Raw genomic sequence first — 19,726 nt, forward strand, 5'->3', positions numbered from 1 at the left:
AAACCGCTTCGCGCTTTGCCTGGGAAAACCGCTTCGCGCTTTGCCTGGGAAAACCGCTTCGCACTTTTCCTGGAATTGCTCTTGCCTCATCCCACACTGTCCAGCTCAGGATAATGCCTGAAAATCCCTTCCTCGTTGAAGGCGAGGCGGCGGGGGGAGGCGAGATAGCGGGCAATGTTCGGACGTTTCGCCACCGCATCATGCAGAGCCAGCAGCGCGGGATATTCCGCCTTGCGGTTTGCCATGGCTTTCGGAAAGGCATAGGTCAGCCCCTCGATCACCTGGAAGAGCGAGAGGTCGACATAGGTCAGCGCATCGCCGACTATATGATTGCGACCCTTCGGGTTCTGCCGCAGCACACGCTCGAAATAGCCGAGGAATTTCGGAATGCGTTCGCGGATGAAGGCGGCTGAGCGGGCTTTTGCCTCCGGCTTCTGGTCCTCGTAATAGAGCGACGTGTCGATCGGATGGTGCGTATCGTGCACTTCGGCGACGAAATCGGTGACGGTCAACTGCAGGCCGTTCACGACATGGCGAAGACCATATTCCTCAGGCGCAAGGCGGAGCTTCGGACCGAGGTAAAACAGGATGTTGGCGACATGCGGGATGATGAGGTCGCCGTCCTTCAGGAAGGGTGGTGCAAAAGGAATATGCGGTTCGCTTTCACTCTCCATGACGTCGATCATGGCGCTGGTACCACGCCCGGGCTGGCGGGTGATATCGATATAGTCGGCGCCGGCTTCTTCCAGCGCCAACCGTACGAATTCGCCGCGACCTTGAATGCCGTCCCAATAATAAAGCTCGTATGCCATGGCTGCTCAATCCTTCGGTTGACGACCGAAGTCTTTTCGCAATTCGTCCTTGGCTTTTTCAAGAGTGCCGCGTCGCTTTTTCGTCAGTTGGTCGCCAGCGCGGTTGATGTAGAAGGTCAGCATCGACATGGCGGCGCGATAAGGGCTCGACTTGCGGCGAGCGCTCTCTTCGGCGGAGTGCTTGACGGAACGGGCAATCTTCTTCGGATCGTCCGATTTGAACACGCCTTCCTTCAGGTCCATCGCATCGCTGTGTTCGGTAACGTCCTGCGACCATTTCTTGTTCGATTTGGCCATGTCGAAAATCCTTTTGCCGGATGCGGTGGGCAGCAAGTCACCGCCTGTCCTATTTCCAATCAGTGGTGAGTATGGTGTTCGTTGCGCTTGCGCGTCGCAGCGGCCTTCTTCGCAGAGGCGGACCGCTCCTCCTTCGAGCGTGCGGCGGACGCCGCGCCGCCGATGCGGCCGCCCTTTTCGGAGGATTCATGCGTGTCCTTCTTGCCGCGGCCGGAACCGGATTTATTGCCGCCGCCGCTTTCCTTGTTGACGGTCGCCCAGGCACGCCGTTCGGCCTCCTTGACGGAGACGCCGCGCTCTTCATAGCTTTCCTCGATGTGCTCGGCTTTGCGCTTCTGCTTGTCGGTATAGTCGGATTTGTCACCTTTCGGCATCTCAGCCTCCTCTGGTTTTCAAAGGGATTGAACCGGTACGGCGCCCAAAAGTTCCGGCCGCGGGCATGGCTGGCAAGCCCTGGATTCGGGAACAAAAGCCGATTTTATCAGGTTTCGAAGGGGAGAAGCCTGCATGCGCTGCACATGAGAAGGAGCCGAGAACATGGAAAAACACATCGTCAAAGCCGATGGAAACGGCGCGATCGACGTGAACGGCCAGGTGTCGCCGGTCACCTATACCGTCAGCCTCAAGCAAGGGAAGGGGCACTCCTACGAGGTTGGCATCCGCCTGATGGCGCCGCGCGACTGGCTGCTGCAGAGGGGTTTCGAGCGGGATGCCGTGCTGGTCAGCCAGAGCGGTGCGCGCATTCCCGTCTATCACGATGATGGCAATCATCACGATGATGACAGTCATCACGATGATGGCCGGCTCGATCCTGCCGACACGATCTCGATCGAACTGGCGGCGCGCGACGACAGCTGCACCAGCGAGGTGGATCTGATGCGCAAATATCCCGAGTTCGACGGCTAGCGCATTTCCGTTTTTCTCCGAATCACGGAAATGCTCTATCTCTTGTTTCCACGCAATTCCGGACGCAAAACCGCTGCGCACTCTTGCTGGAATTGCTCTAGCCAACAGGCCGTTGCTGGACGGCGGTCTTTACCGCCCGTTCGAGCGCGGTGCTGCTGAACGGTTTTGACAGCAGCACCGAGCCGGACAGGCGGCTTGCATCCGGCAGGCTGCTGTGGCCGGTCGCAAACACCAGGCCGACCGATGGAAAGGCCTCGCGCGCCTTGGCGGCAAAGACCGGACCCGACATGCCGGGCAGGCTGACATCGGCGACGATGATGTCGACGATGGTGTGTCCGAGGATTTCCACGCCCCGTTCGCCGCTATCAGCCTCGATGACGTCATAACCGAGATCCTGGAGAATCTCGGCAGTATCCATGCGGATGAAGGCGTCGTCTTCCACAAGCAGCAGCTTCAACTTTTCACCGGTGATATCGGGAGGTTTGGGAACGGGCGCTGCGGCATCGCTCACCCCCTGGCGGCGTTGCGTCCGGCTGGCAAGCACGTGGCGGATCTTGCGGGCGAGTTCCTCGCGCGTATAGGGCTTGGAGAGCAGTTCCAGACCAGGATCGAGCCTGCCGCCATGGACGATCGAATTTTCGGTATAGCCCGATGTGTAGAGCACGGCGATATCAGGCAGGCGCTCGCGCGCCATGCGCGCAAGCTCCGGGCTTCTCAATGGGCCGGGCATGACGACATCGGTAAAGAGCAGGTCGATATGGGCGCCGCTTTCGATAACGGTGAGCGCGCTTTGCGCATCCTTTGCCTTCAGCACGTGATAGCCGAGATCCGTCAGCATCTCGATGACAGTCGTGCGCACACCCTCGTCATCCTCGGCGACGAGGATGGTTTCCGTGCCCCCGGTTGCCGGCACACTGTCGACATTGGTGATGCGATCCTCGCTCTGGAACGAGCGGGGCAGATAGAGCTTGACGGTCGTGCCTTCGCCGATCTCGCTGTAGATCTTCACGTGGCCGCCGGACTGCTTGACGAAGCCATAGACCATCGACAGGCCAAGACCGGTACCCTTGCCTTCCGGCTTGGTCGAGAAGAAGGGCTCGAATGCCTGTTCTATTACCTCCTGCATCATGCCGGAACCGGTATCGGTGACCGCCAGCACGACATATTGGCCGGCGGTGACTTCGGGATGGGTGCGGCTGTAGGAATCGTCGAGGAAGGCGTTGCCGACCTCGATCGTCAGCTTGCCGGCGCCATCCATCGCGTCGCGGGAGTTGATCGCAAGGTTGAGCAGGGCGTTCTCGATCTGGGTGGGATCGGCAAAGCTGTTCCAGAGACCGCCGGAAACCATGGTCTCAACTTCGATCTCCTCGCCGAGCGCGCGGCGCAGCATGTCGTCCATGCCGGTGACGAGACGGCCGATATTGACGACCTTCGGTTCCAACGGTTGGCGACGGCCGAAGGCGAGCAGTTGGCTTGCCAGCCGCGATCCGCGTTCGACGGCGGCAAGCGCGTTGGAAATGCGTTCCTTGGCCCGGCCGCTCTCTGCCACGTCCTTGCCGAGAAGCTGCAGGTTGCCTGAGATCACTTGCAGCAGATTGTTGAAATCATGGGCGACGCCGCCGGTAAGCTTGCCGATCGATTCCATCTTCTGCGATTGCTGGAGTGCTGCTTCGGCCTGCTGACGCTCGGCAATCTCGGCCGCGACGCGGACCTCGAGCATTTCATTGAGTTTCCGCAGCTGATCTTCCATGCCGCGGCGCTGGTCGATTTCGACTTTGGCAGCACGGAAGAGCCGGATATTGTCGATCGCGACGGCTGATTGGCCGGCGAGGCTGACGAGGCTCGACTCGGCCGCTTGGGAAAAATGGCCGGGCTGGCCGTGGCCGAAGAACAAGCCGCCGATGACGCTGCCGTCGCGTGATTTCACCGGCACGGCAAGATAGCTCCTGACCGGCAGATGCCCCTTGGGCATGCCTGTATGTGGCGCATTCTGCCCGTAGCGCGGGTCGAGCAGGATGTCGTCGGAGCGCACGATGCCTTCGCCGTCGAAGGTCGGCGCGAAGACCTTGGTGTTGCGCGGCATCGGGAATTTCTCGAAGTTCTTCCGATCGACACCGGATAGCGCATAGAGCATATAGCTGCCGCCCTCGCCATCGTCGACATTGTAGAAGAAGGCGCCGAATTCCGCGCCGGTCAGCGTCACGCCGGCATCGACGACAATCTGGGTAAGGCGTTCGACACTGGGCTCGGCGGTGATGGCGGCTCCCGCCCGGTTGACGACCGCAAGCGCCTCCGATTTCACGCGCAGCTCTTCCAGCGCCGTCTCTTCGCCGCGCTTGGCCGATACCTGGTCGGTGACATCAAGGGCCGCACAGAGGATGCCGGCAACTGTGCCGTCATCGTCGCGCAGCGGCGTGTATGAGAAGGTGAACCAGGTGTCCTCGGTGCGGCCGTCGCGGCGCATCGGGATGAGCAGCTCTTTGAACAGCTGCGAACTGCCGTCGAGCGTGCTGGCGACGATCGGCGAGAACTGTTCCCAAATATCCGCCCAGACCTCGCGGAAAGGTCTTCCGAGTGCGTCGGGATGGCGCTGCGGGAAAACAGGCACGTAGGCGTCATTGTAGAGAAAGGCGAGATCCGGACCCCAGGCTACGAATTTGGGCTGGCGGGAATTCAACACCATTTCGGCGATATGTTTGAGGGAAGCGGGCCAGCTTTCGACCGGACCGAGACCGACGGCGTGGAAAGCCGGATGCCGTAACAATTCGCCGATTTCGCCGCCGCCTCTCGGCCAGCCGTTCCCGACGCTTCCCATTCAAAATCGCTTCCTTGTCGTCCGCTGCGCCGGAGTGTTGGCCACCTCGGGTTCAGCCCTTCCAAACCGTCAACATAGAGGCTTCCGATAGCAGGGAAAGGGCGCGGTCGAAATATCCTTAACCCAGAGCTTTGTGCGTCCTTTCGCACGCGCAAAGCTCGATGCTCCAGGGCGTTCAACACTTTTAGCCGTCTACGGACGGCGCCTGCGGGCTGTTATTTTCGATAGAGTTTCTGCGATGCGGCGAAGGCACGGCCGATATAGACGGAGACCAACTGCACCGGCGCGCGCGGATCGCGGAAAACCAGTCCCACGAGGTTATCGACGACAAGGATGAACCCGAGCGCGAGACCGAGGTAGAGCAGCGCGGCGATGACGAGGAGCGACATCTCCATCCCTCACACGATCGCAGTCGAAGCGCGGTTGCTGGCTAAAAAGAGGATTTCGGTTTGACCGTCGTTCATGGCAACTTCCCCGTCCCGCCATAAACTGTCATCGTAACTTCTTGTTCCCGGTTATCGGGCGAAGGTTCAACTTTTTTTGGAAGCCTCAAAGCTTGCAGCGTCATCCGGCCTCTGTTCACCCCCGCATGGAAGCCCACCTCTGAAATTGCATAAAGCACAACTAATTCAGGCATATGACAAACGGGGACCAAAGGGCGTCGCAACGACGCCCTTTTTTCTCGACTGCTCGGTATTTCGGTGTTCAGGACGCCGTCTTGCGGCTCGCAGTCCGTTTCGGTGCCGGTGTCACGACGCCGTTCGTCTTGCTGCCCGTCACGCTGCGCTTCGTCTTGGGCTTGACTTCCTTGCCGTCGGAAGACGCAGCAGAACCTTCGAGCCTGTCGCGCTCGTGTCGTGCCTGTTCCCAATGGATGGAATCTCGCCCTGTCGGATAGCCCTCTTCTTCCCAGAGGGCGTATGCACGTTTTTTGATCCACTCTTCCCGAGTTTCTGCCATCGCTGATCTCCAGTCACATGATGCCGTCGTTCGAACGCGATACTGCTTGGATGGTTCCAGAGGAGGGGAACTCTTTCAAGCGAAATCGCGCTGCACCCGCGAATATTTCGCGTTGCAGCATATTAGGGTTGAGAATCGACCTTTCATTGGGGCCGAAACTCCCCCGCCTTGTGCAGATCTGACACGAAATCCCGGCGCTGCCGGCGCCGCTCCGCCTCGTCGCGGATGCGCAAGAGATAGGAGGGGTGGATGGTGACCAGAACGGGTGGACGGTTTGTCGGATGCAGGATATGGCCGCGCTGCGGCGTCAGCTTCGCCATTGGCCCGAGCACCGCATAAAGTGCGCTTGCGCCGAGCGTCACGATAAGTTTCGGCTGCAGGATGTTGAGTTCGGCGCCGAGCCACCAGGCGCAACGCCTGATCTCGCCGGCATTCGGTTTTGAATGCAGCCGCCGTTTGCCGCGCGGCGTGAACTTGAAGTGCTTGACGGCATTGGTGACATAGCAGCGCTGCCGGTCGAGACCGGCCTCTTCCAGGCAGCGATCGAGCAGTTGGCCGGCGGGACCGACGAAGGGCCTGCCGGTCAGATCCTCCTGATCGCCCGGCTGCTCTCCGATGAGGACGATCTCGGCTTTCACAGAACCTTCGCCGAAGACGATTTGCGTGGCATTCCTATAGAGATCACAACGGGTGCAGCCTTCCGCCTGATGCCGGAGTTCGGCAATGCTTGCGGCATCCGCGACTTCGAGCGCCAAGGCAGGGCCGACACTTGCGGCGATGTTCATGATGGCGATCCTCATCTCCTCGGGATCAATCCATCTGTGCCGGCATTGTTCCCGTTCGGGAATGGGCCGCGCGCTTTCGAAATCGCAGGCCCCTTCCTGAACTTTTCGCGATCGATCCCGGGCCGGCAAAATGATCACGGTAAGAAATTTCGCGTCATGGGAGAGCGGCGGCGTGATTGAACGTCGCCATTTCGCGGCTATATTCGCCTGCGATGTTCTATCTCCTATCAACCTACTGGCCGCATATCCTCTTTGTCGTTTCGATCGCCATGGGGGCCGCGGCGGCGATCCATGCCGCCATGACCAAGGAGGAGGTGCGCGCGGCGATCGGCTGGGTCGGCGTCATCATTCTGTCTCCGATCATCGGTGCGCTGCTCTATGCAATTGCCGGCATCAACCGCATTCGCCGCAAATCGCTGAGCGTCCGGCGCGACGCGCTGCTGCTTGCTGCCGAATTCGACGAATTGGAGACATTCGATGCCGAGGCCGAGACGGTGATCAGCCAGTTCGGCCGCCGCTTTGCGGCGCTGCAGACGCTGGGCGACCGGGTGACGCGCAATCCGCTGACGACAGGCAATACGATCGATGTGCTGGAGACCGGCGACGAGGCCTATGCGGCGATGAAATCAAACATCGACGAGGCGACACGCAGCATTCTGCTCGAAACCTATATTTTCGACCGTGACGCTGTCGGTCTTCGCATCGCCGATGCGCTGATTGCGGCGGCCAGGCGGGGTGTGGAAGTCCGGGTGCTGATCGACGCGGTCGGTGCGCGTTATTCGGTGCCGAGCATTCTCGGCCATCTCAGGGAAGGCGGCGTCACCGTCGCCGTCTTCAACGGCAACGTCATCATGGGCTTGCGGCTGCCCTATGCCAATCTGCGCACCCACCGCAAGATCCTGATCGTCGACGGGAAAATTGCACTGACGGGCGGGATGAACATCAGGGCGGGCTTCAGCGAGGAGGCAACAGGCGAGAGCTTTGCCCACGACACGCATTTCAGCGTCACCGGCCCTGTCGTTGCCGACCTTTTCGACCTCGCCGCCGAAGACTGGCGCTTCTCCACACAGGAGTTGTTGAACGACGAGCCCTGGCACATCGAACCGCCAGAGCGCAGCCCCGGCGATCCCATCCTGATGCGTGTCGTCGCCTCCGGCCCGGACCGCAGCGTCGAGACCAACCACAAGATGCTGATGGGCGCCTTTTCCGTGGCGCGCCAATCGATCCGCATCATGTCGCCTTATTTCCTGCCGGACCGCGAACTCATCAGCGCGCTGGTGACAGCGGCGCGGCGCGGCGTCGAAGTCGATATCATCGTGCCTGCGGTCAACAACCTCGTGCTGGTCGACCGGGCGATGACGGGGCAATTCGATCAAATCCTCAAGAACTACTGCCGCATCTGGCGGTCCACCGGCAGTTTCAGCCATTCGAAGCTGCTGACGATCGACGGCACCTGGGCCTATGTCGGCTCTTCCAACCTCGACCCGCGTTCGCTGAGGCTGAATTTCGAGGTCGATCTCGAAGTGCTGAACGAGGGCTTCGCCGGCGAGATCGACGAGCATATCGAGGAAACCTTGAGATCGGCAACGCCGGTGACGCTTGAGGGGCTGCAGGCGCGACCCTTCGCGGTGCGGCTGCTAGAGAAGGTGCTATGGCTAGGGTCGCCCTATCTCTGAAGGATTTTTTGTGATCGGACGTGGCAAGTTCGACTTGGCTGCCTATACTGCTGAGACAAGCCTTTTCGATCAACGGAACAAGTGCGCCTGCCGATGCACGCCAGAAAAGACAGCCTTCCCGCCACCATTCTCGCCTCGATCAGGAGCAGGAAAAAGCGGCTCGACGCAGCCTATACCGAGGCAAGGCCGCGCAGTGCGGGAACGCTCATCGCCTCCTACAACGTGCATAAGTGCATCGGCACCGACCGCCGCTTCGATCCGGAGCGCACCAGCCGGGTGATCCATGAAATCGGCGCCGACGTGATCGCGCTGCAGGAGGCTGATACGCGCTTCGGCGAACGCACCGGCATTCTCGATCTCGGCCGGTTGGAGCGGGAGACGGGGCTGATCCCGGTGCCGGTCGCCGGCATGGCGAAGGCGCACGGCTGGCACGGCAATGTCGTGCTCTTCAAGAAGGGGCTGGTGCATGACGTGCATCAGGTCAAGCTGCCGGGACTGGAGCCGCGCGGCGCGCTGGTAGCCGAGATCGAGCTCGAGCAGGGCGGAGTGCTGCGCATCATCGCCGCGCATTTCGGATTGCTGCGCCATAGCAGAGCCCAGCAGGCTCGCACCCTGGTCGAACTCATCAACGACAGGCACGAGATGCCGACCATCCTGCTCGGCGACCTCAACGAATGGCGGCTCGGCGACCGGTCTTCGCTCAATACCTTCCAATCCGCCTTCGGACCGCTGCCGCCCGCTGTCCCGAGTTTCCCCGCCGGCCTGCCGCTTCTGGCGCTCGACCGGATCATCGCCAACCGCAAGGGGATTATCTCGCAGGTGGAAGCGCATGATACGCCGCTTGCGCGCATCGCCTCCGATCACCTGCCGATCAAGGCACTGGTCGATCTGGAACCGGTGGGCGGTTAAAGCCGGTCGGAGACTTGTGCTACTCCAATAACCTTGCGCCGGTCTGTGATAAGCTTAGCCCCGTTGCCTGTCCGGCTTCGGCTGGTCTTCCGACCGTTTCAAAGATCCAAACACCAGCCATGTTGGATGAATTCAGCCAGGCTTATTAGAATCCTCGCTTGGTCACGGTGCGCGCCACTATTCAGCCCTGATAGGGCTCCGAAGGGGAAAAGCCGGCTCCAAGGCGAGCGTGGGAAATCGTAGTGCCGACTCACGTTTCGACATCGTTGCCACTGATCCGCTCAAGTGTCTCCAGATGCTCGGCGCACGCCGTGTTGACCAGCTCAAGCAGCAAAGCGGTTTTCTCTGCAAGCCAGCCAAGAGCCTCCTCACTGATCTCGTAATGTTTGGAGTAGCGCGCCTTCACATAGGCCTCGTTCAGTGTGTTGAACCAGGCGCGCTCACGATGCTGATCGCGAGGAAAAGCTTCGGCCAATCGCCGATCCTGTTCTTCGGCAAGGGAGCGTAGGAATTTGATGTTGTGAGAAGGCGGGCCGTAGTTTGTTAGGGTTAGCAGGACGCAGGAATAGGCTTGTTCCAACGCCTGATGGAGCTGGAATGCTGCAACCCGGAGTTCCTTTTCGCTAACGCAAGATATCGCTATCTTTAGGAAAGACCGCGAAAGTGATAGCCGATCCTGATAATGTTCTTTCGCAATACGGAGTCGATCCGCCATTGAAAGTGGCTTGGGTTCCGCAAGCTGCTCATCGTCCAGTTCGTAGAGAACGATACCTTCCTTGCGGATGTCGGAGAAGAAATACTGCCCTTCCTTGAGATAGGTGTTCACCTCCCGCCTGGAGTGGACGATGAAGCTCACCGGCGTTTCGATCGACTTGTCGTGGATTAGCCGGTCAGCCGCCTTGTGCCAGTACTCGGCAAACTCGCAGAGCTTGCGATTGTTGACGATGATCAAGAGATCGAAATCCGAGCGATAACCCTTCATGGTGAAGGGTTCATCGACCCATCCACCCTTGGCGTAGGAGCCGAAGAGGATGATCTTCAAGATCCTGCCGCGCTTCTTGAAGTCGGCCGTACCCTCTTTCAACGCGTCCTCGAATTCCTCGTGCAGGATTTCCAGAACCCGGCCGAGTTCTCGCTGCTTGCGAAGCGGCATATGATCGAGCGACGACTTCATGAGCAATCGATAGGCGAAAGATCCTGCACCGTCCAGCCGCAGATTTCACATTGTACGACCCTAGGTTCGCGTCGGAATACGTCCACTTTGGTCCACCCTGCGAACGCGCCCTTAACGTTCGCCAAGGCACCGCGGCTGCCCTGGCTTACTCTCAGGAAATTCCAGGGCCCACTGGGCGTATATCGTCCGGCCGGGGCTCCATTCCGCCGGCGTCGCCGGCTCTACGAAATCTGCTGAAGCAGTCTTCGCGCCTTTCGCGGTGAAGATTTTCTTGGGCGAAGCATGTTGCACCGTCATATCGATAGCCGCGACGCAGCTTGCGGCCGAGCACGCGCTCAAAGGCAGTATCAGCCGCTTCGGGCGTATCGTACAGTTCCACCATCGGCCGGCCTTCGGTACCGATCTGGCCCCAATTGCGCACGAGAGAGCTGCCTCCGAGCAACGTCGGCTGGATCGCCAGACGATAGAAACGCGCCATATTTCGGGACGGATCGATCCGATAGAGCAGCATAATGTCAGCCGTTGTATCCATGATCGGATCATGCGCGCTCACCAATTGGCCGTCCAACGAGTTTCCTGAATCGGTCGTGGCGGATCGATTCATGTTCTTGATGCACGCTACCGCCTGACGGTTTCTTCAACACCCGGTGAAGAGCTCTTGCCGAAGTTGGCGATGAGAGAACCGATCTTACTGATCGCAGCCGGCTGTCGCGCGCGAGATGGCTTGCTGCCCGACGCAGATACGCGGAAGGAAGACCCATCCAGCTCGTGTAGACATCCGGGGCAGGGCTCCCGCACGAGGCGGCAATCGGATAGCCATGGATTGCTGTCTCCGTTTACGGTCGCTGTTCAGGACTATTCCCGTTCACCATGCCGCCTTTCTAAGGGACCGGCCGCCATCAGCGTCAACCCGCTAGGGGTTCCCCTGCGCTGGCGCTCCGGTGACGCCTACGGCTCGGCCCCTTCTTCGGGCGCCATCGGGAATGGTCCCGAGCAACCGAAGGAGACAGTACCATGGCCACCACGATCGCAACCCTCACCGCAAAGAGCGACGGCACCCTCGAAGGCATCTTCGCCACCATCCGGGTCAACGCCCCGATCGCCATCGTCCCGAACGCCAGCAAGGCGAACGATGAAGCACCCGACTACCTCATCATCCACCGTAAGACCGGCTTCGAGATCGGAGCGGGCTGGAACCGCATCGCTCGCCTGACCGGCGAGGAATACCTCTCGGTCAAGCTGGAGGCTCCGGAGATCGGCGTAATCTTCGGCAATCTCGCACAAGCCCCCGGCGGCGAGCCGAACCGGAAGGTTATCCTCTGGAACAACCCCGCCTGAGGCCTACAGGCCGGCCCCGAAAGCGGGGCCGGCTCCGAGCGTGTCTCTGCCGCGAGCCTTGTTGTTGTTCGAGCCGTCGAGGGCGTCGAGCCCATTGACGGCTATTCTGGTGCCATACGGAGAGGGAAAGTCTGCTCAGTCGATCCGAGGGTGCCATGGCGGCATAAAGGCCTCAAGCACTTCGTGGTTCCCCCAATTTTGCCTCCGCTGCGGTTCCCTCCACTCCGACAAAATCGGCTCCCCCACTCGCCGGCTCCGCCGCTCGCTGACGCGATCCTTGACCCCTCCATCCCGCCATGACCGGGACGCTCGTCTTTCACAACGTCAAGGAGACGACAATGACCATTTGCATCGACGAAGTCATCGAGCTGCTGCGCGCCGAACTCGGGAATGCCGATCCTGTCGAGCGCCGGCAGATCGAGAGCGAACTCGAACTGGCACTGGCCGAGCGGGAAATCATCGAGGCCGAACAGGATGGCCGCATCGACGTCGAGCCTCCGTTCTGACGGAGGCTTATCGCCGTGTCCATGAGCCTGACCGGCCAGATCGACCGGCCGCCAGGCTGTCAGGGGTTTCCACCCCTCGACACTCCCGCCACCTCGCGCCGGATAGGGTCGCGTCCCCTTCAGGGACGCGGGTCTCTTCTCTCTCTCTGGCATCCTATTCTACTCCAGCAAATCCGGCGTCAAGGACGGCCCGGGCTCCCGCATTTTTCCGCAGCTGCGCTTCTCAGAAAAATCGGTTCTCCCGCTTGCGAGCCGCGTCCGCGGTCCTTGACCCTCTCTGCAACGGAGTGGCCGATCTCCGCCATCAACGAAGGATGTCGCATTATGACAACCGATCTAAGCCTGATGCTCTATGCCAAGCTTGCTGCTTCGGCTCGTCGTCTCTGAAACCGCTTCGCAAGAGCTTCACGATCATCCAGCCGGCGAGAAAGAGATCAGGCGCTTCAGCATCAATCTGCTGGACGGTCTCGAGATCGATTTCGATACGCATGAATATTGCGTCAACGGCGGCGACTGAATCACCACGCTGACCGCGGACACTGGCGTCGTCGTCGAAGTCAACAAAGGGCATCCGGCAGCAAACCGGAATGCCGGTTGATGCCGCCCGTGTCGTTTATGGCCGAGGAGCAGTTGATGACAAGCTGCCATAAGCAGCGTCCCCACTCCTGGCGCTTCCCCTCCAGACCGTGGTGTGCTCGACTGCCGGTGCAGTTAGCCTTCCGGCTAGACCCACGCAAAACCATCAGTATCTTTTTGCCAGACGTAGTCCGCTCATGCGTAGCGATCGACTATGATCCTGGGTGATGATCTGCTCGACCCAATGTTTTCGACTGGGTAGTCGTGCGGCCCGATCAGCGGTCGACGCTGCAATCTGACGCGCCCGCTTTCCCGCGTTCGACCGTTTCGGTTGCCCCAGCTTAGATGGCGCGAGAAGCCTTCACCCGACCATGGAAGACCTCACCATCCTACTGTTCCTTTTGTTTCGATGAGCGATGCCAGCCAACATACTAACTAGAATAAAGTAGTAAAATACTTTAACCTGCAGCGGCAAAAGCGGCATCGGCCCTGCGTTCCGATTGGTTTGAGGGCGCAATATACGTCGCTGTCGCGACGTGCTCGGGTGAGGTGGAGACGACAGTGGCGATCATGTTCGTCAGAGCACAGGTGATCGGCAGGGGCGCGGGACGCAGCGTCGTCTCGGCCGCCGCCTATCGCCATCGCGCCCGGATGATGGACGAACAGGCCGGTACGTCGTTCAGCTATCGCGGCGGGGCTTCCGAACTGGTGCATGAGGAGCTGGCTCTTCCGGACCAAATACCGGCCTGGCTGCGGTCGGCGATTTCTGGTCAATCCGTCGCCAAGGCGAGCGAAGCGCTGTGGAATGCCGTCGATGCTTTCGAGAAACGCGCCGACGCGCAGCTGGCGCGCGAGTTGATCATCGCGTTGCCGGAAGAGCTGACGCGGGCTGAGAACATCGCGCTGGTGCGGGAGTTCGTGCTCGACAATCTGACTGCGAAAGGGATGGTCGCCGATTGGGTCTATCACGACAAGGACGGCAATCCGCATATCCATCTGATGACGACGCTCAGGCCGCTGGCGGAGGAGGGGTTCGGGCCAAAGAAGGTTCCTGTCTGTGGCGAGGACGGAAAGCCGCTGCGGGTCGTCACGCCGGATCGCCCGAATGGCAAGGTCGTCTACAAACTCTGGGCTGGCGACAAGGAAACCTTGCAGGCGTGGAAGATCGCCTGGGCGGAGACGGCCAGCCGGCACCTGGCGCTTGCCGGTCACGAGATCCGGCTCGATGGCCGCTCCTATGCCGAACAGGGGCTTGATGGCATCGCGCAAAGACATCTCGGTCCGGAGAAGGCAGCACTCTCCCGCAGGGACGCGGAGATGTATTTTGCTCCGGCCGACCTTGCCCGTCGCCAGAAGATGGCCGACCGGCTGCTTGCCGATCCTGCGCTCCTGCTGAAGCAGTTGAGCAATGAACGCTCCACCTTCGATGAGCGCGATATCGCCAAGGCGCTGCATCGCACTGTCGACGATCCCGCGGACTTCGCCAATATCCGCGCGCGACTGATGGCATCGGACGATCTCATCATGCTGAAGCCGCAGCAGATCGATGCCGAAACGGGAAAGGCGAGCGAACCTGCCGTCTTCACCACGCGGGAGATGCTGCGCATCGAATATGACATGGGGCGGTCGGCGCGGGTTTTGGCGGAGCGCCGTGGTTTTGCCGTTTCCGATCGGGTGGTTGCAGCCGCGATCAGGCAGGTCGAAACGCAGGATCCGGAAAACTCCTTCCGGCTCGATCCGGAACAGGCGGATGCCATCCACCATATCACCCGCGACAAAGGTATCGCCGCCGTGGTCGGCCTTGCCGGCGCCGGCAAGTCGACCTTGCTTGCCGCCGCCCGCGTTGCCTGGGAGAGCGATGGTCGCCGGGTGATCGGTGCTGCCCTTGCCGGGAAAGCCGCCGAAGGGCTGGAAGACAGTTCCGGCATCAGGTCGCGGACACTCGCCGCCTGGGAACTCGCCTGGGCCAGCGGACGCGAATTGCTCGAACGTGGCAATGTGCTTGTCATCGACGAGGCCGGCATGGTGTCGTCGCAGCAGATGGCCCGCCTGCTTGACATCGCCGAGCAAGCCGAGGTGAAGGTCGTGCTGGTTGGTGACGCGATGCAGCTGCAGCCGATCCAGGCGGGCGCGGCGTTCCGGGCGATCACTGAGCGGATCGGTTTTGCCGAACTTGCCGGTGTGCGCCGCCAGCGCCAGCCATGGGCGCGCGAGGCGTCGCGGCTTTTTGCGCGCGGCGAGACCGGGAAAGGCCTCGATGCCTATGCCCAGCAGGGGCATCTGATCGAGGCAGGGACACGGGCGGAAACGATCGATCGGATCGTCGCCGATTGGAGCCAAGCGCGCAAACAGGCAATCCAGAACTCAACCACGGCAGGCAATGACGGTCGTCTTCGTGGTGACGAACTGCTGGTGCTCGCCCACACCAACGAGGACGTCAAGTATCTGAACGAGGCGCTGCGATCGGTGATGGTGGGAGAGGGCGCACTTGGTGAGAACCGCGCTTTCCAGACCGAGCGCGGCGCGCGGGCATTTGCTGCCGGTGACCGCATCATCTTCCTGGAGAATGCCCGCTTCGTTGAACCGCGCGCAACTCGTCTCGGCCCGCAACATGTGAAGAATGGCATGCTCGGCACGGTCGTTTCCACCGGCGACAAACGTGGCGACGCAGTGCTTTCGGTCCGTCTCGACAGTGGCCGTGATGTCGTCTTCAGCGAGAGCAGCTATCGCAATGTCGATCATGGCTACGCCGCGACCATTCACAAGTCTCAAGGCGCCACGGTCGAGCGAACCTTCGTGCTCGCCACCGGCATGATGGACCAGCACCTGACCTATGTGTCGATGACGAGGCACAGAGACCGCGTCGATCTCTATGCGGCGAAGGACGATTTTGAAGCAAAGCCGGAATGGGGACGAAAGCCGCATGTCGATCATGCCGCCGGCGTCACCGGCGCGCTCGTGGAAACAGGACAAGCCAAGTTCCGGCCGAATGACGAGGATGCCGACGATAGCCCCTATGCCGATGTCAGAACAGATGACGGCACCCTCCATCGTCTATGGGGTGTCAGCCTGCCGAAGGCGCTCGAGGAAGGTGGCGTCTCAGAAGGCGATACCGTCACGCTGCGCAAGGACGGCGTCGAGCGGGTGACGATCAAGGTTGCGATCGTCGACGAGCAAACCGGCCAGAAGCGGTTCGAGGAAAGAGAGGTCGACCGCAACGTCTGGACCGCCAAGCGGATCGAAACCGCCGAAGCGCGTCAGCAACGGATCGAGCGGGAAAGCCATCGACCGGATGTGTTCAAGCAACTGGTAGAGCGCCTGTCGCGTTCCGGCGCCAAGACGACGACGCTCGATTTTGAAAGCGAGGCCGGTTATCGCGCCCATGCCGACGACTTCGCGCGCCGCCGTGGTCTCGATCACCTTTCGCTTGCCGCAGCCGGGGCGGAAGAAAGCCTTTCCCGGCGGTGGGCCGGGATTGCCGAGAGGCGCGAGCAGCTGGCGAAGCTGTGGGAGCGGGCAAGCGTTGCGCTCGGCTTCACGATCGAGCGGGAACGGCGCATCGCCTACAACGAGGAACGTGAACCCCAAACCGTCTTGGAGGCGGATGTTGCGAGCGGCCGATATCTGATCCCACCCACCACAGGCTTTGCCAGGAGTGCCGAGGAAGATGCGCGGCTGGCACAACTTTCGTCTCCTGCCTGGAAGGAACGGGAAGCCATCCTCCGGCCGCTGCTGGAGACGATCTATCGTGACCCGGATGCAGCCCTTGTCGCCTTGAACGCGCTTTCATCGGATACAAGCGTCGATCCGCGCAGGCTTGCCGATGATCTTGCCAAAGCACCCGAGCGGCTCGGCCGCCTGCGGGGTTCCGACCTGATCGTCGACGGTCGTGCGGCACGCGACCAGCGCGGTGTCGCTTTCACGGCATTGATGGACCTACTGCCGCTCGTCCGCGCCCATGCCACCCAGTTCCGCCGGAATGCCGAACGCTTCGAAAGCCACGAGCAACAGCGCCGCGCCCATATGGCATTGCCGATCCCGGCGCTCTCCGAAAAGGTGATGGCACGTCTTACCGAGATCGAGGCGGTGCGCAGGCAAGGTGGTGACGACGCCTACAAGGCCGCCTTTGCGCTTGCCGCCAAAGACCGCTCGATCGTCCAGGAGGTCAAGGCGGTCAGCGAGGCGCTGACCGCCCGCTTCGGCTGGAGCGCGTTTACCTCGAAGGCCGACGCGGTTGGCGAACGCAACATGGTCGAGCGTATGCCGGAGGACCTCGCCAGTATCAGAGGCGAGAAGCTGACCCGGCTGTTCAAGGCCGTGAAGCGCTTTGCCGACGAGCAGCATCTCGCCGAGCGGCGGGATCGTTCGAAGATTGTTGCCGGTGCCAGTGCCGATCAAGGGATGGAGAATGTCCCCATGCTTGCCGCCGTCACCGAGTTCAGGACCGCGATCGACGAGGAGGCGCGCTCGCGTGTGCTCTCAGATCCTCTCTATCGCCAGCAGCGAGCAGCGCTGGCGGCGGTGGCAAGCGCGATCTGGCGCGATCCGGTCGACGCCGTCGGCAAGATCGAAGAGCTGCTTCAGAAAGGCTTTGCTGGCGAGCGCATCGCGGCCGCGGTGACCAATGATCCGGCCGCCTATGGCGCATTGCGCGGTTCCGATCGCCTGATGGACCGGATGCTGGCCGCCGGCCGGGAGCGGAAACAGGCGGTGCAGGCCGTGCCTGAAGCCGGCGCCCGTTTGCGATCGCTCGGTTCGGCCTACGTCAATGTGCTCGATGCCGAACGCCAGGCTATCGCCGAAGAGCGGCGGCGCATGGCGGTTGCCATTCCTGCTCTGTCGACGGCGGCGGAAGACGTGCTCCTGCGACTGACTGCCGAGGCGAAGAACAACGACCGCAAGCTGACGGCTTCCGCTGCCCCTCTCGATCCCAGCATTCGCCGGGAGTTCGCCGCCGTCAGCCGGGCACTCGACGAGCGCTTTGGTCGCAATGCCATCATTCGCGGCGAAAAGGATCTCATCAACCGTGTGCCACAAGCGCAGCGCAGCGCCTTCGAGGCGATGCAGGACAGGTTGAAGGTCCTGCAGCGGACGGTGCGCATGGAAAGCAGCGAACAGATCATCTCGGAACGGCGCCAGCGGGCTGTCAGTCGTGGCCGTGGCATTGAACTCTGAGACCAACCGAGGAAGGCTCCATAAGCTTAGTCTTGCTTCTTTTGCCTGTTCTTCTGAGGGCGCGACGGCAGTCAGATTGCGTCGCGCCCTCAGAAGGGCATTCGCTCCTGAACTACAAGCGGAGATTGTCCGATTGATGAGTAAATCTGGACGCGCGGCGGTAAACAGCTTGATCTGCTACCTCGGTTCTCGATTTCGCAGAAAATCACGGAGAAAGACGGGTCGTCAATCGTCGGCACTCGGCGGCTGAAACGTCACCAGCCGGATAACCGCCAATATGATCTCGAATATCCGCTTACGCATCGATATCGCTCCTTTGCGATCATATGCCGCCTCTTGCCTGGCGCCTTCAAACGAGCTTATCGTCGATCTCGAATGACTTGAGGTTATGGATGAAACGCGGACGCCTGCCATTGACGGCTTTGCGCACATTCGAGGTCGCCGGCCGTCTCGAAAGCTTCACGCTGGCGGCGCAGGAGCTGTTCATCTCGCAGGCGGCGGTCAGCCGGCAGATCCGCGAGTCTGGAGACGTTGCTGGGCGAGGCGCTCTTCGAGCGCCGCCATCGCGGCGTCCATCTGACCGCTTCGGGCAACAAACTGCTGGCGATCTTGACGTTATCCTTCGACCGGATCGACCAATGCCTGGAAGAAATCCGCAGCCGACCGGCGACGGCGGCGGTGACGATCAGCGTGGAACCTTCCTTCGCGGCGTGCTGGCTCGTTTCCCGCCTGACACCTGGTCATCACGTCCTATGCGGACCAGGCACTCCGATCGGGTCTTGGGATCGCTCGCTATCAGTGCTCGGATTGCGTCGGGAGAGACCCGTTTTCCCTGCAGAAGCCGGCCGTTTGCGGACAGTTCCGCATCGAAATTAACGTACGACTTCGCCTCCGAGGCAGAGAAACCCACTTCCTTCTGAAGCCATGTCGCAATTTTGAAGCGATCACCGTCCGGCAATTTCGCCTTCAGTGTTTCGACTGCCTTTGCGGCGCGTAAGAAGTATTCGCTTTGCTTCTGCGGCTTTTGGAACAGGCTAGAACCATTGGTCCGCAGGAGATTCATGACGATACCGGCATATATGTGCTGAAGGTCTACGACGACAAGACAAAGGAAGACGCGGCCAAATTCCTTCTTAATCGGCGGCCGAAGGGCTAGATTTCGGCGCCGTTTCGGCAAGGATTCGGTAACCATACTCAAGCGTTTTTGGGAGGCTGGGTTCGAGCTAGGAAACGTTCGAGTCTGTAAAATGCGCCGGCGTGGACCTGAACGCCATCGAGCTTGTGGGTACGAAGATCACCTAGGGTCCAAGACCATTTATTCCGCCGAGATTCACTTAAGCCTCACGCCTCGTCCAACAGCATCTCCGCGGTGATCTTATCCGTCACGAGGATGTTCACGTATCCGCCGCGCAGCGCGGCTCGGATCGCAGGAACCTTGTCCTTCCGATAGCGGCGACGACGACAGTCGATAAAGACCAGGCCCTTCGGATGGAGCCCGACACACTTGGACGGAGTGTTGGAATAGGAAGCCCGTCACGATGGCCGGCAGGGCCAGCCACCGTCGATCCACCTGGCCGCCAGAACAGTTCCCGTGAATACCAATGTCGAGGCGTTCGCCTCGAGCGTTCATTCGATGTCCCACTCCCGGTCCAGTTCCGCCAGCCTGGATTCGATCTGGTCGGAATGAGCCTCGTAGTAGGCGAGCCGATCCTCCATCTGCCAGCGCAGGCGTCGGTTGATCTCGTTTGATGTCTGGGCGCTGACCCGGTTTGCTGTCGTGGCCATGGTGCGTCCTCC

Annotated in this window: 18 protein-coding genes and 2 pseudogenes; 8 read left to right on the top strand and 12 right to left on the bottom strand. The window is 60.9% G+C overall.

The genetic code is table 11. The annotated features are described in order from the left end of the window. Positions 1-86: 86 nt before the first annotated feature. From ACD590_RS31100 to ACD590_RS31110, 3 genes are read right to left on the bottom strand one after another with little or no spacing between them, the layout of a single operon-like run. Positions 87-812 (bottom strand): glutathione S-transferase, encoded by a 726-nt coding sequence (locus ACD590_RS31100; protein WP_018246435.1) that lies wholly within the window; start codon positions 810-812, stop codon positions 87-89. Positions 813-818: 6 nt separating this feature from the next. Then, on the bottom strand, positions 819-1,109 hold the full coding sequence (locus tag ACD590_RS31105; protein WP_026188762.1) for a DUF3175 domain-containing protein: 291 nt from the start codon (positions 1,107-1,109) through the stop codon (positions 819-821). Positions 1,110-1,168: 59 nt separating this feature from the next. Beyond that, positions 1,169-1,483: a hypothetical protein gene (locus ACD590_RS31110; protein ID WP_018246437.1), complete on the bottom strand. Its 315-nt coding sequence runs from the start codon at positions 1,481-1,483 to the stop codon at positions 1,169-1,171. Between the two features lie 163 nt (positions 1,484-1,646). Here ACD590_RS31110 and ACD590_RS31115 point away from each other — a divergent pair, with 163 nt between their 5' ends. Beyond that, positions 1,647-2,015 (top strand): hypothetical protein, encoded by a 369-nt coding sequence (locus ACD590_RS31115; protein ID WP_018246438.1) that lies wholly within the window; start codon positions 1,647-1,649, stop codon positions 2,013-2,015. Between the two features lie 97 nt (positions 2,016-2,112). Here the strand turns inward: ACD590_RS31115 and ACD590_RS31120 are convergent, their stop codons facing one another. The 4 genes from ACD590_RS31120 to ACD590_RS31135 form a co-directional block, all read right to left on the bottom strand. Then, positions 2,113-4,830 (bottom strand): hybrid sensor histidine kinase/response regulator, encoded by a 2,718-nt coding sequence (locus tag ACD590_RS31120; protein WP_018246439.1) that lies wholly within the window; start codon positions 4,828-4,830, stop codon positions 2,113-2,115. A 215-nt stretch (positions 4,831-5,045) separates the two neighbouring features. Further along, positions 5,046-5,219 (bottom strand): hypothetical protein, encoded by a 174-nt coding sequence (locus tag ACD590_RS31125; RefSeq protein ID WP_003548963.1) that lies wholly within the window; start codon positions 5,217-5,219, stop codon positions 5,046-5,048. A gap of 316 nt (positions 5,220-5,535) precedes the next feature. Then, positions 5,536-5,790 (bottom strand): DUF2934 domain-containing protein, encoded by a 255-nt coding sequence (locus ACD590_RS31130; RefSeq protein ID WP_026188763.1) that lies wholly within the window; start codon positions 5,788-5,790, stop codon positions 5,536-5,538. Positions 5,791-5,933: 143 nt separating this feature from the next. Beyond that, positions 5,934-6,575, bottom strand: coding sequence for a UdgX family uracil-DNA binding protein (locus tag ACD590_RS31135; protein ID WP_439004145.1), 642 nt, complete (start codon positions 6,573-6,575; stop codon positions 5,934-5,936). A gap of 212 nt (positions 6,576-6,787) precedes the next feature. Here ACD590_RS31135 and ACD590_RS31140 point away from each other — a divergent pair, with 212 nt between their 5' ends. Together ACD590_RS31140 and ACD590_RS31145 are read left to right on the top strand one after the other, a co-directional pair. Further along, positions 6,788-8,251, top strand: a complete 1,464-nt coding sequence (locus ACD590_RS31140; RefSeq protein WP_026188764.1) for a phospholipase D-like domain-containing protein — start codon at positions 6,788-6,790, stop codon at positions 8,249-8,251. A 93-nt stretch (positions 8,252-8,344) separates the two neighbouring features. Then, a complete protein-coding gene (locus tag ACD590_RS31145) occupies positions 8,345-9,160 on the top strand; it encodes an endonuclease/exonuclease/phosphatase family protein (RefSeq protein ID WP_026188765.1) in 816 nt (271 codons plus the stop codon). A gap of 250 nt (positions 9,161-9,410) precedes the next feature. On the opposite strand, the gene ACD590_RS31150 is transcribed toward ACD590_RS31145, so the two are convergent. Further along, a complete protein-coding gene (locus ACD590_RS31150; protein WP_026188766.1) occupies positions 9,411-10,334 on the bottom strand; it encodes a nucleotidyltransferase and HEPN domain-containing protein in 924 nt (307 codons plus the stop codon). Between the two features lie 151 nt (positions 10,335-10,485). Further along, positions 10,486-10,902 (bottom strand): WGR domain-containing protein, encoded by a 417-nt coding sequence (locus ACD590_RS31155; protein WP_018246443.1) that lies wholly within the window; start codon positions 10,900-10,902, stop codon positions 10,486-10,488. A gap of 446 nt (positions 10,903-11,348) precedes the next feature. Here ACD590_RS31155 and ACD590_RS31160 point away from each other — a divergent pair, with 446 nt between their 5' ends. From ACD590_RS31160 to ACD590_RS31180, 5 genes and pseudogenes are all read left to right on the top strand, one after another. Beyond that, positions 11,349-11,672 carry a DUF736 domain-containing protein gene (locus ACD590_RS31160; RefSeq protein WP_018246444.1) on the top strand — a complete coding sequence of 108 codons (324 nt, stop codon included), beginning with the start codon at positions 11,349-11,351 and terminating at the stop codon, positions 11,670-11,672. Positions 11,673-12,010: 338 nt separating this feature from the next. Continuing rightward, positions 12,011-12,178, top strand: coding sequence for a hypothetical protein (locus tag ACD590_RS31165; protein WP_164903098.1), 168 nt, complete (start codon positions 12,011-12,013; stop codon positions 12,176-12,178). A 352-nt stretch (positions 12,179-12,530) separates the two neighbouring features. Further along, positions 12,531-12,695: a hypothetical protein gene (locus ACD590_RS31170; RefSeq protein WP_018246446.1), complete on the top strand. Its 165-nt coding sequence runs from the start codon at positions 12,531-12,533 to the stop codon at positions 12,693-12,695. A 620-nt stretch (positions 12,696-13,315) separates the two neighbouring features. Further along, on the top strand, positions 13,316-17,929 hold the full coding sequence (gene traA, locus ACD590_RS31175) for a Ti-type conjugative transfer relaxase TraA (RefSeq protein ID WP_439021043.1): 4,614 nt from the start codon (positions 13,316-13,318) through the stop codon (positions 17,927-17,929). Between the two features lie 392 nt (positions 17,930-18,321). Continuing rightward, a pseudogene (locus ACD590_RS31180) lies at positions 18,322-18,661 on the top strand (LysR family transcriptional regulator); the annotation flags it as partial. On the opposite strand, the gene ACD590_RS31185 reads toward ACD590_RS31180, so the two are convergent. The 3 genes and pseudogenes from ACD590_RS31185 to ACD590_RS31195 form a co-directional block, all read right to left on the bottom strand. Further along, positions 18,615-19,121, bottom strand: coding sequence for a hypothetical protein (locus ACD590_RS31185; RefSeq protein ID WP_018246449.1), 507 nt, complete (start codon positions 19,119-19,121; stop codon positions 18,615-18,617). The pseudogene ACD590_RS31180 and the gene ACD590_RS31185 sit on opposite strands and share 47 nt — an antisense overlap. A gap of 161 nt (positions 19,122-19,282) precedes the next feature. Then, positions 19,283-19,369, bottom strand: a pseudogene (locus ACD590_RS31190) (sugar-binding domain-containing protein); the annotation flags it as partial. A gap of 186 nt (positions 19,370-19,555) precedes the next feature. Continuing rightward, entirely contained in the window at positions 19,556-19,714 is a 159-nt protein-coding gene (locus tag ACD590_RS31195; protein ID WP_018246450.1) for a hypothetical protein, read from the bottom strand. Between the last annotated feature and the right edge of the window lie 12 nt (positions 19,715-19,726).

Source organism: Rhizobium sp. 862_C5_N1_2, from assembly GCF_051811205.1.
GTDB classification, from domain to species: Bacteria; Pseudomonadota; Alphaproteobacteria; order Rhizobiales; family Rhizobiaceae; genus Rhizobium; species Rhizobium leguminosarum.

Bases quoted from the DNA above. Each gene is read 5' to 3' on its own strand.
- ACD590_RS31135 (WP_439004145.1), bottom strand. From the start codon at position 6,575: ATGAACATCGCCGCAAGTGTCGGCCCTGCCTTGGCGCTCGAAGTCGCG.
- ACD590_RS31100 (WP_018246435.1), bottom strand. From the start codon at position 812: ATGGCATACGAGCTTTATTATTGGGACGGCATTCAAGGTCGCGGCGAA.
- ACD590_RS31125 (WP_003548963.1), bottom strand. From the start codon at position 5,219: ATGTCGCTCCTCGTCATCGCCGCGCTGCTCTACCTCGGTCTCGCGCTC.
- ACD590_RS31185 (WP_018246449.1), bottom strand. From the start codon at position 19,121: ATGGTTACCGAATCCTTGCCGAAACGGCGCCGAAATCTAGCCCTTCGG.
- ACD590_RS31115 (WP_018246438.1), top strand. From the start codon at position 1,647: ATGGAAAAACACATCGTCAAAGCCGATGGAAACGGCGCGATCGACGTG.
- ACD590_RS31130 (WP_026188763.1), bottom strand. From the start codon at position 5,790: ATGGCAGAAACTCGGGAAGAGTGGATCAAAAAACGTGCATACGCCCTC.
- ACD590_RS31120 (WP_018246439.1), bottom strand. From the start codon at position 4,830: ATGGGAAGCGTCGGGAACGGCTGGCCGAGAGGCGGCGGCGAAATCGGC.
- ACD590_RS31140 (WP_026188764.1), top strand. From the start codon at position 6,788: ATGTTCTATCTCCTATCAACCTACTGGCCGCATATCCTCTTTGTCGTT.
- ACD590_RS31145 (WP_026188765.1), top strand. From the start codon at position 8,345: ATGCACGCCAGAAAAGACAGCCTTCCCGCCACCATTCTCGCCTCGATC.
- ACD590_RS31110 (WP_018246437.1), bottom strand. From the start codon at position 1,483: ATGCCGAAAGGTGACAAATCCGACTATACCGACAAGCAGAAGCGCAAA.
- ACD590_RS31150 (WP_026188766.1), bottom strand. From the start codon at position 10,334: ATGAAGTCGTCGCTCGATCATATGCCGCTTCGCAAGCAGCGAGAACTC.
- ACD590_RS31165 (WP_164903098.1), top strand. From the start codon at position 12,011: ATGACCATTTGCATCGACGAAGTCATCGAGCTGCTGCGCGCCGAACTC.
- ACD590_RS31195 (WP_018246450.1), bottom strand. From the start codon at position 19,714: ATGGCCACGACAGCAAACCGGGTCAGCGCCCAGACATCAAACGAGATC.
- ACD590_RS31160 (WP_018246444.1), top strand. From the start codon at position 11,349: ATGGCCACCACGATCGCAACCCTCACCGCAAAGAGCGACGGCACCCTC.
- ACD590_RS31170 (WP_018246446.1), top strand. From the start codon at position 12,531: ATGCCAAGCTTGCTGCTTCGGCTCGTCGTCTCTGAAACCGCTTCGCAA.
- ACD590_RS31105 (WP_026188762.1), bottom strand. From the start codon at position 1,109: ATGGCCAAATCGAACAAGAAATGGTCGCAGGACGTTACCGAACACAGC.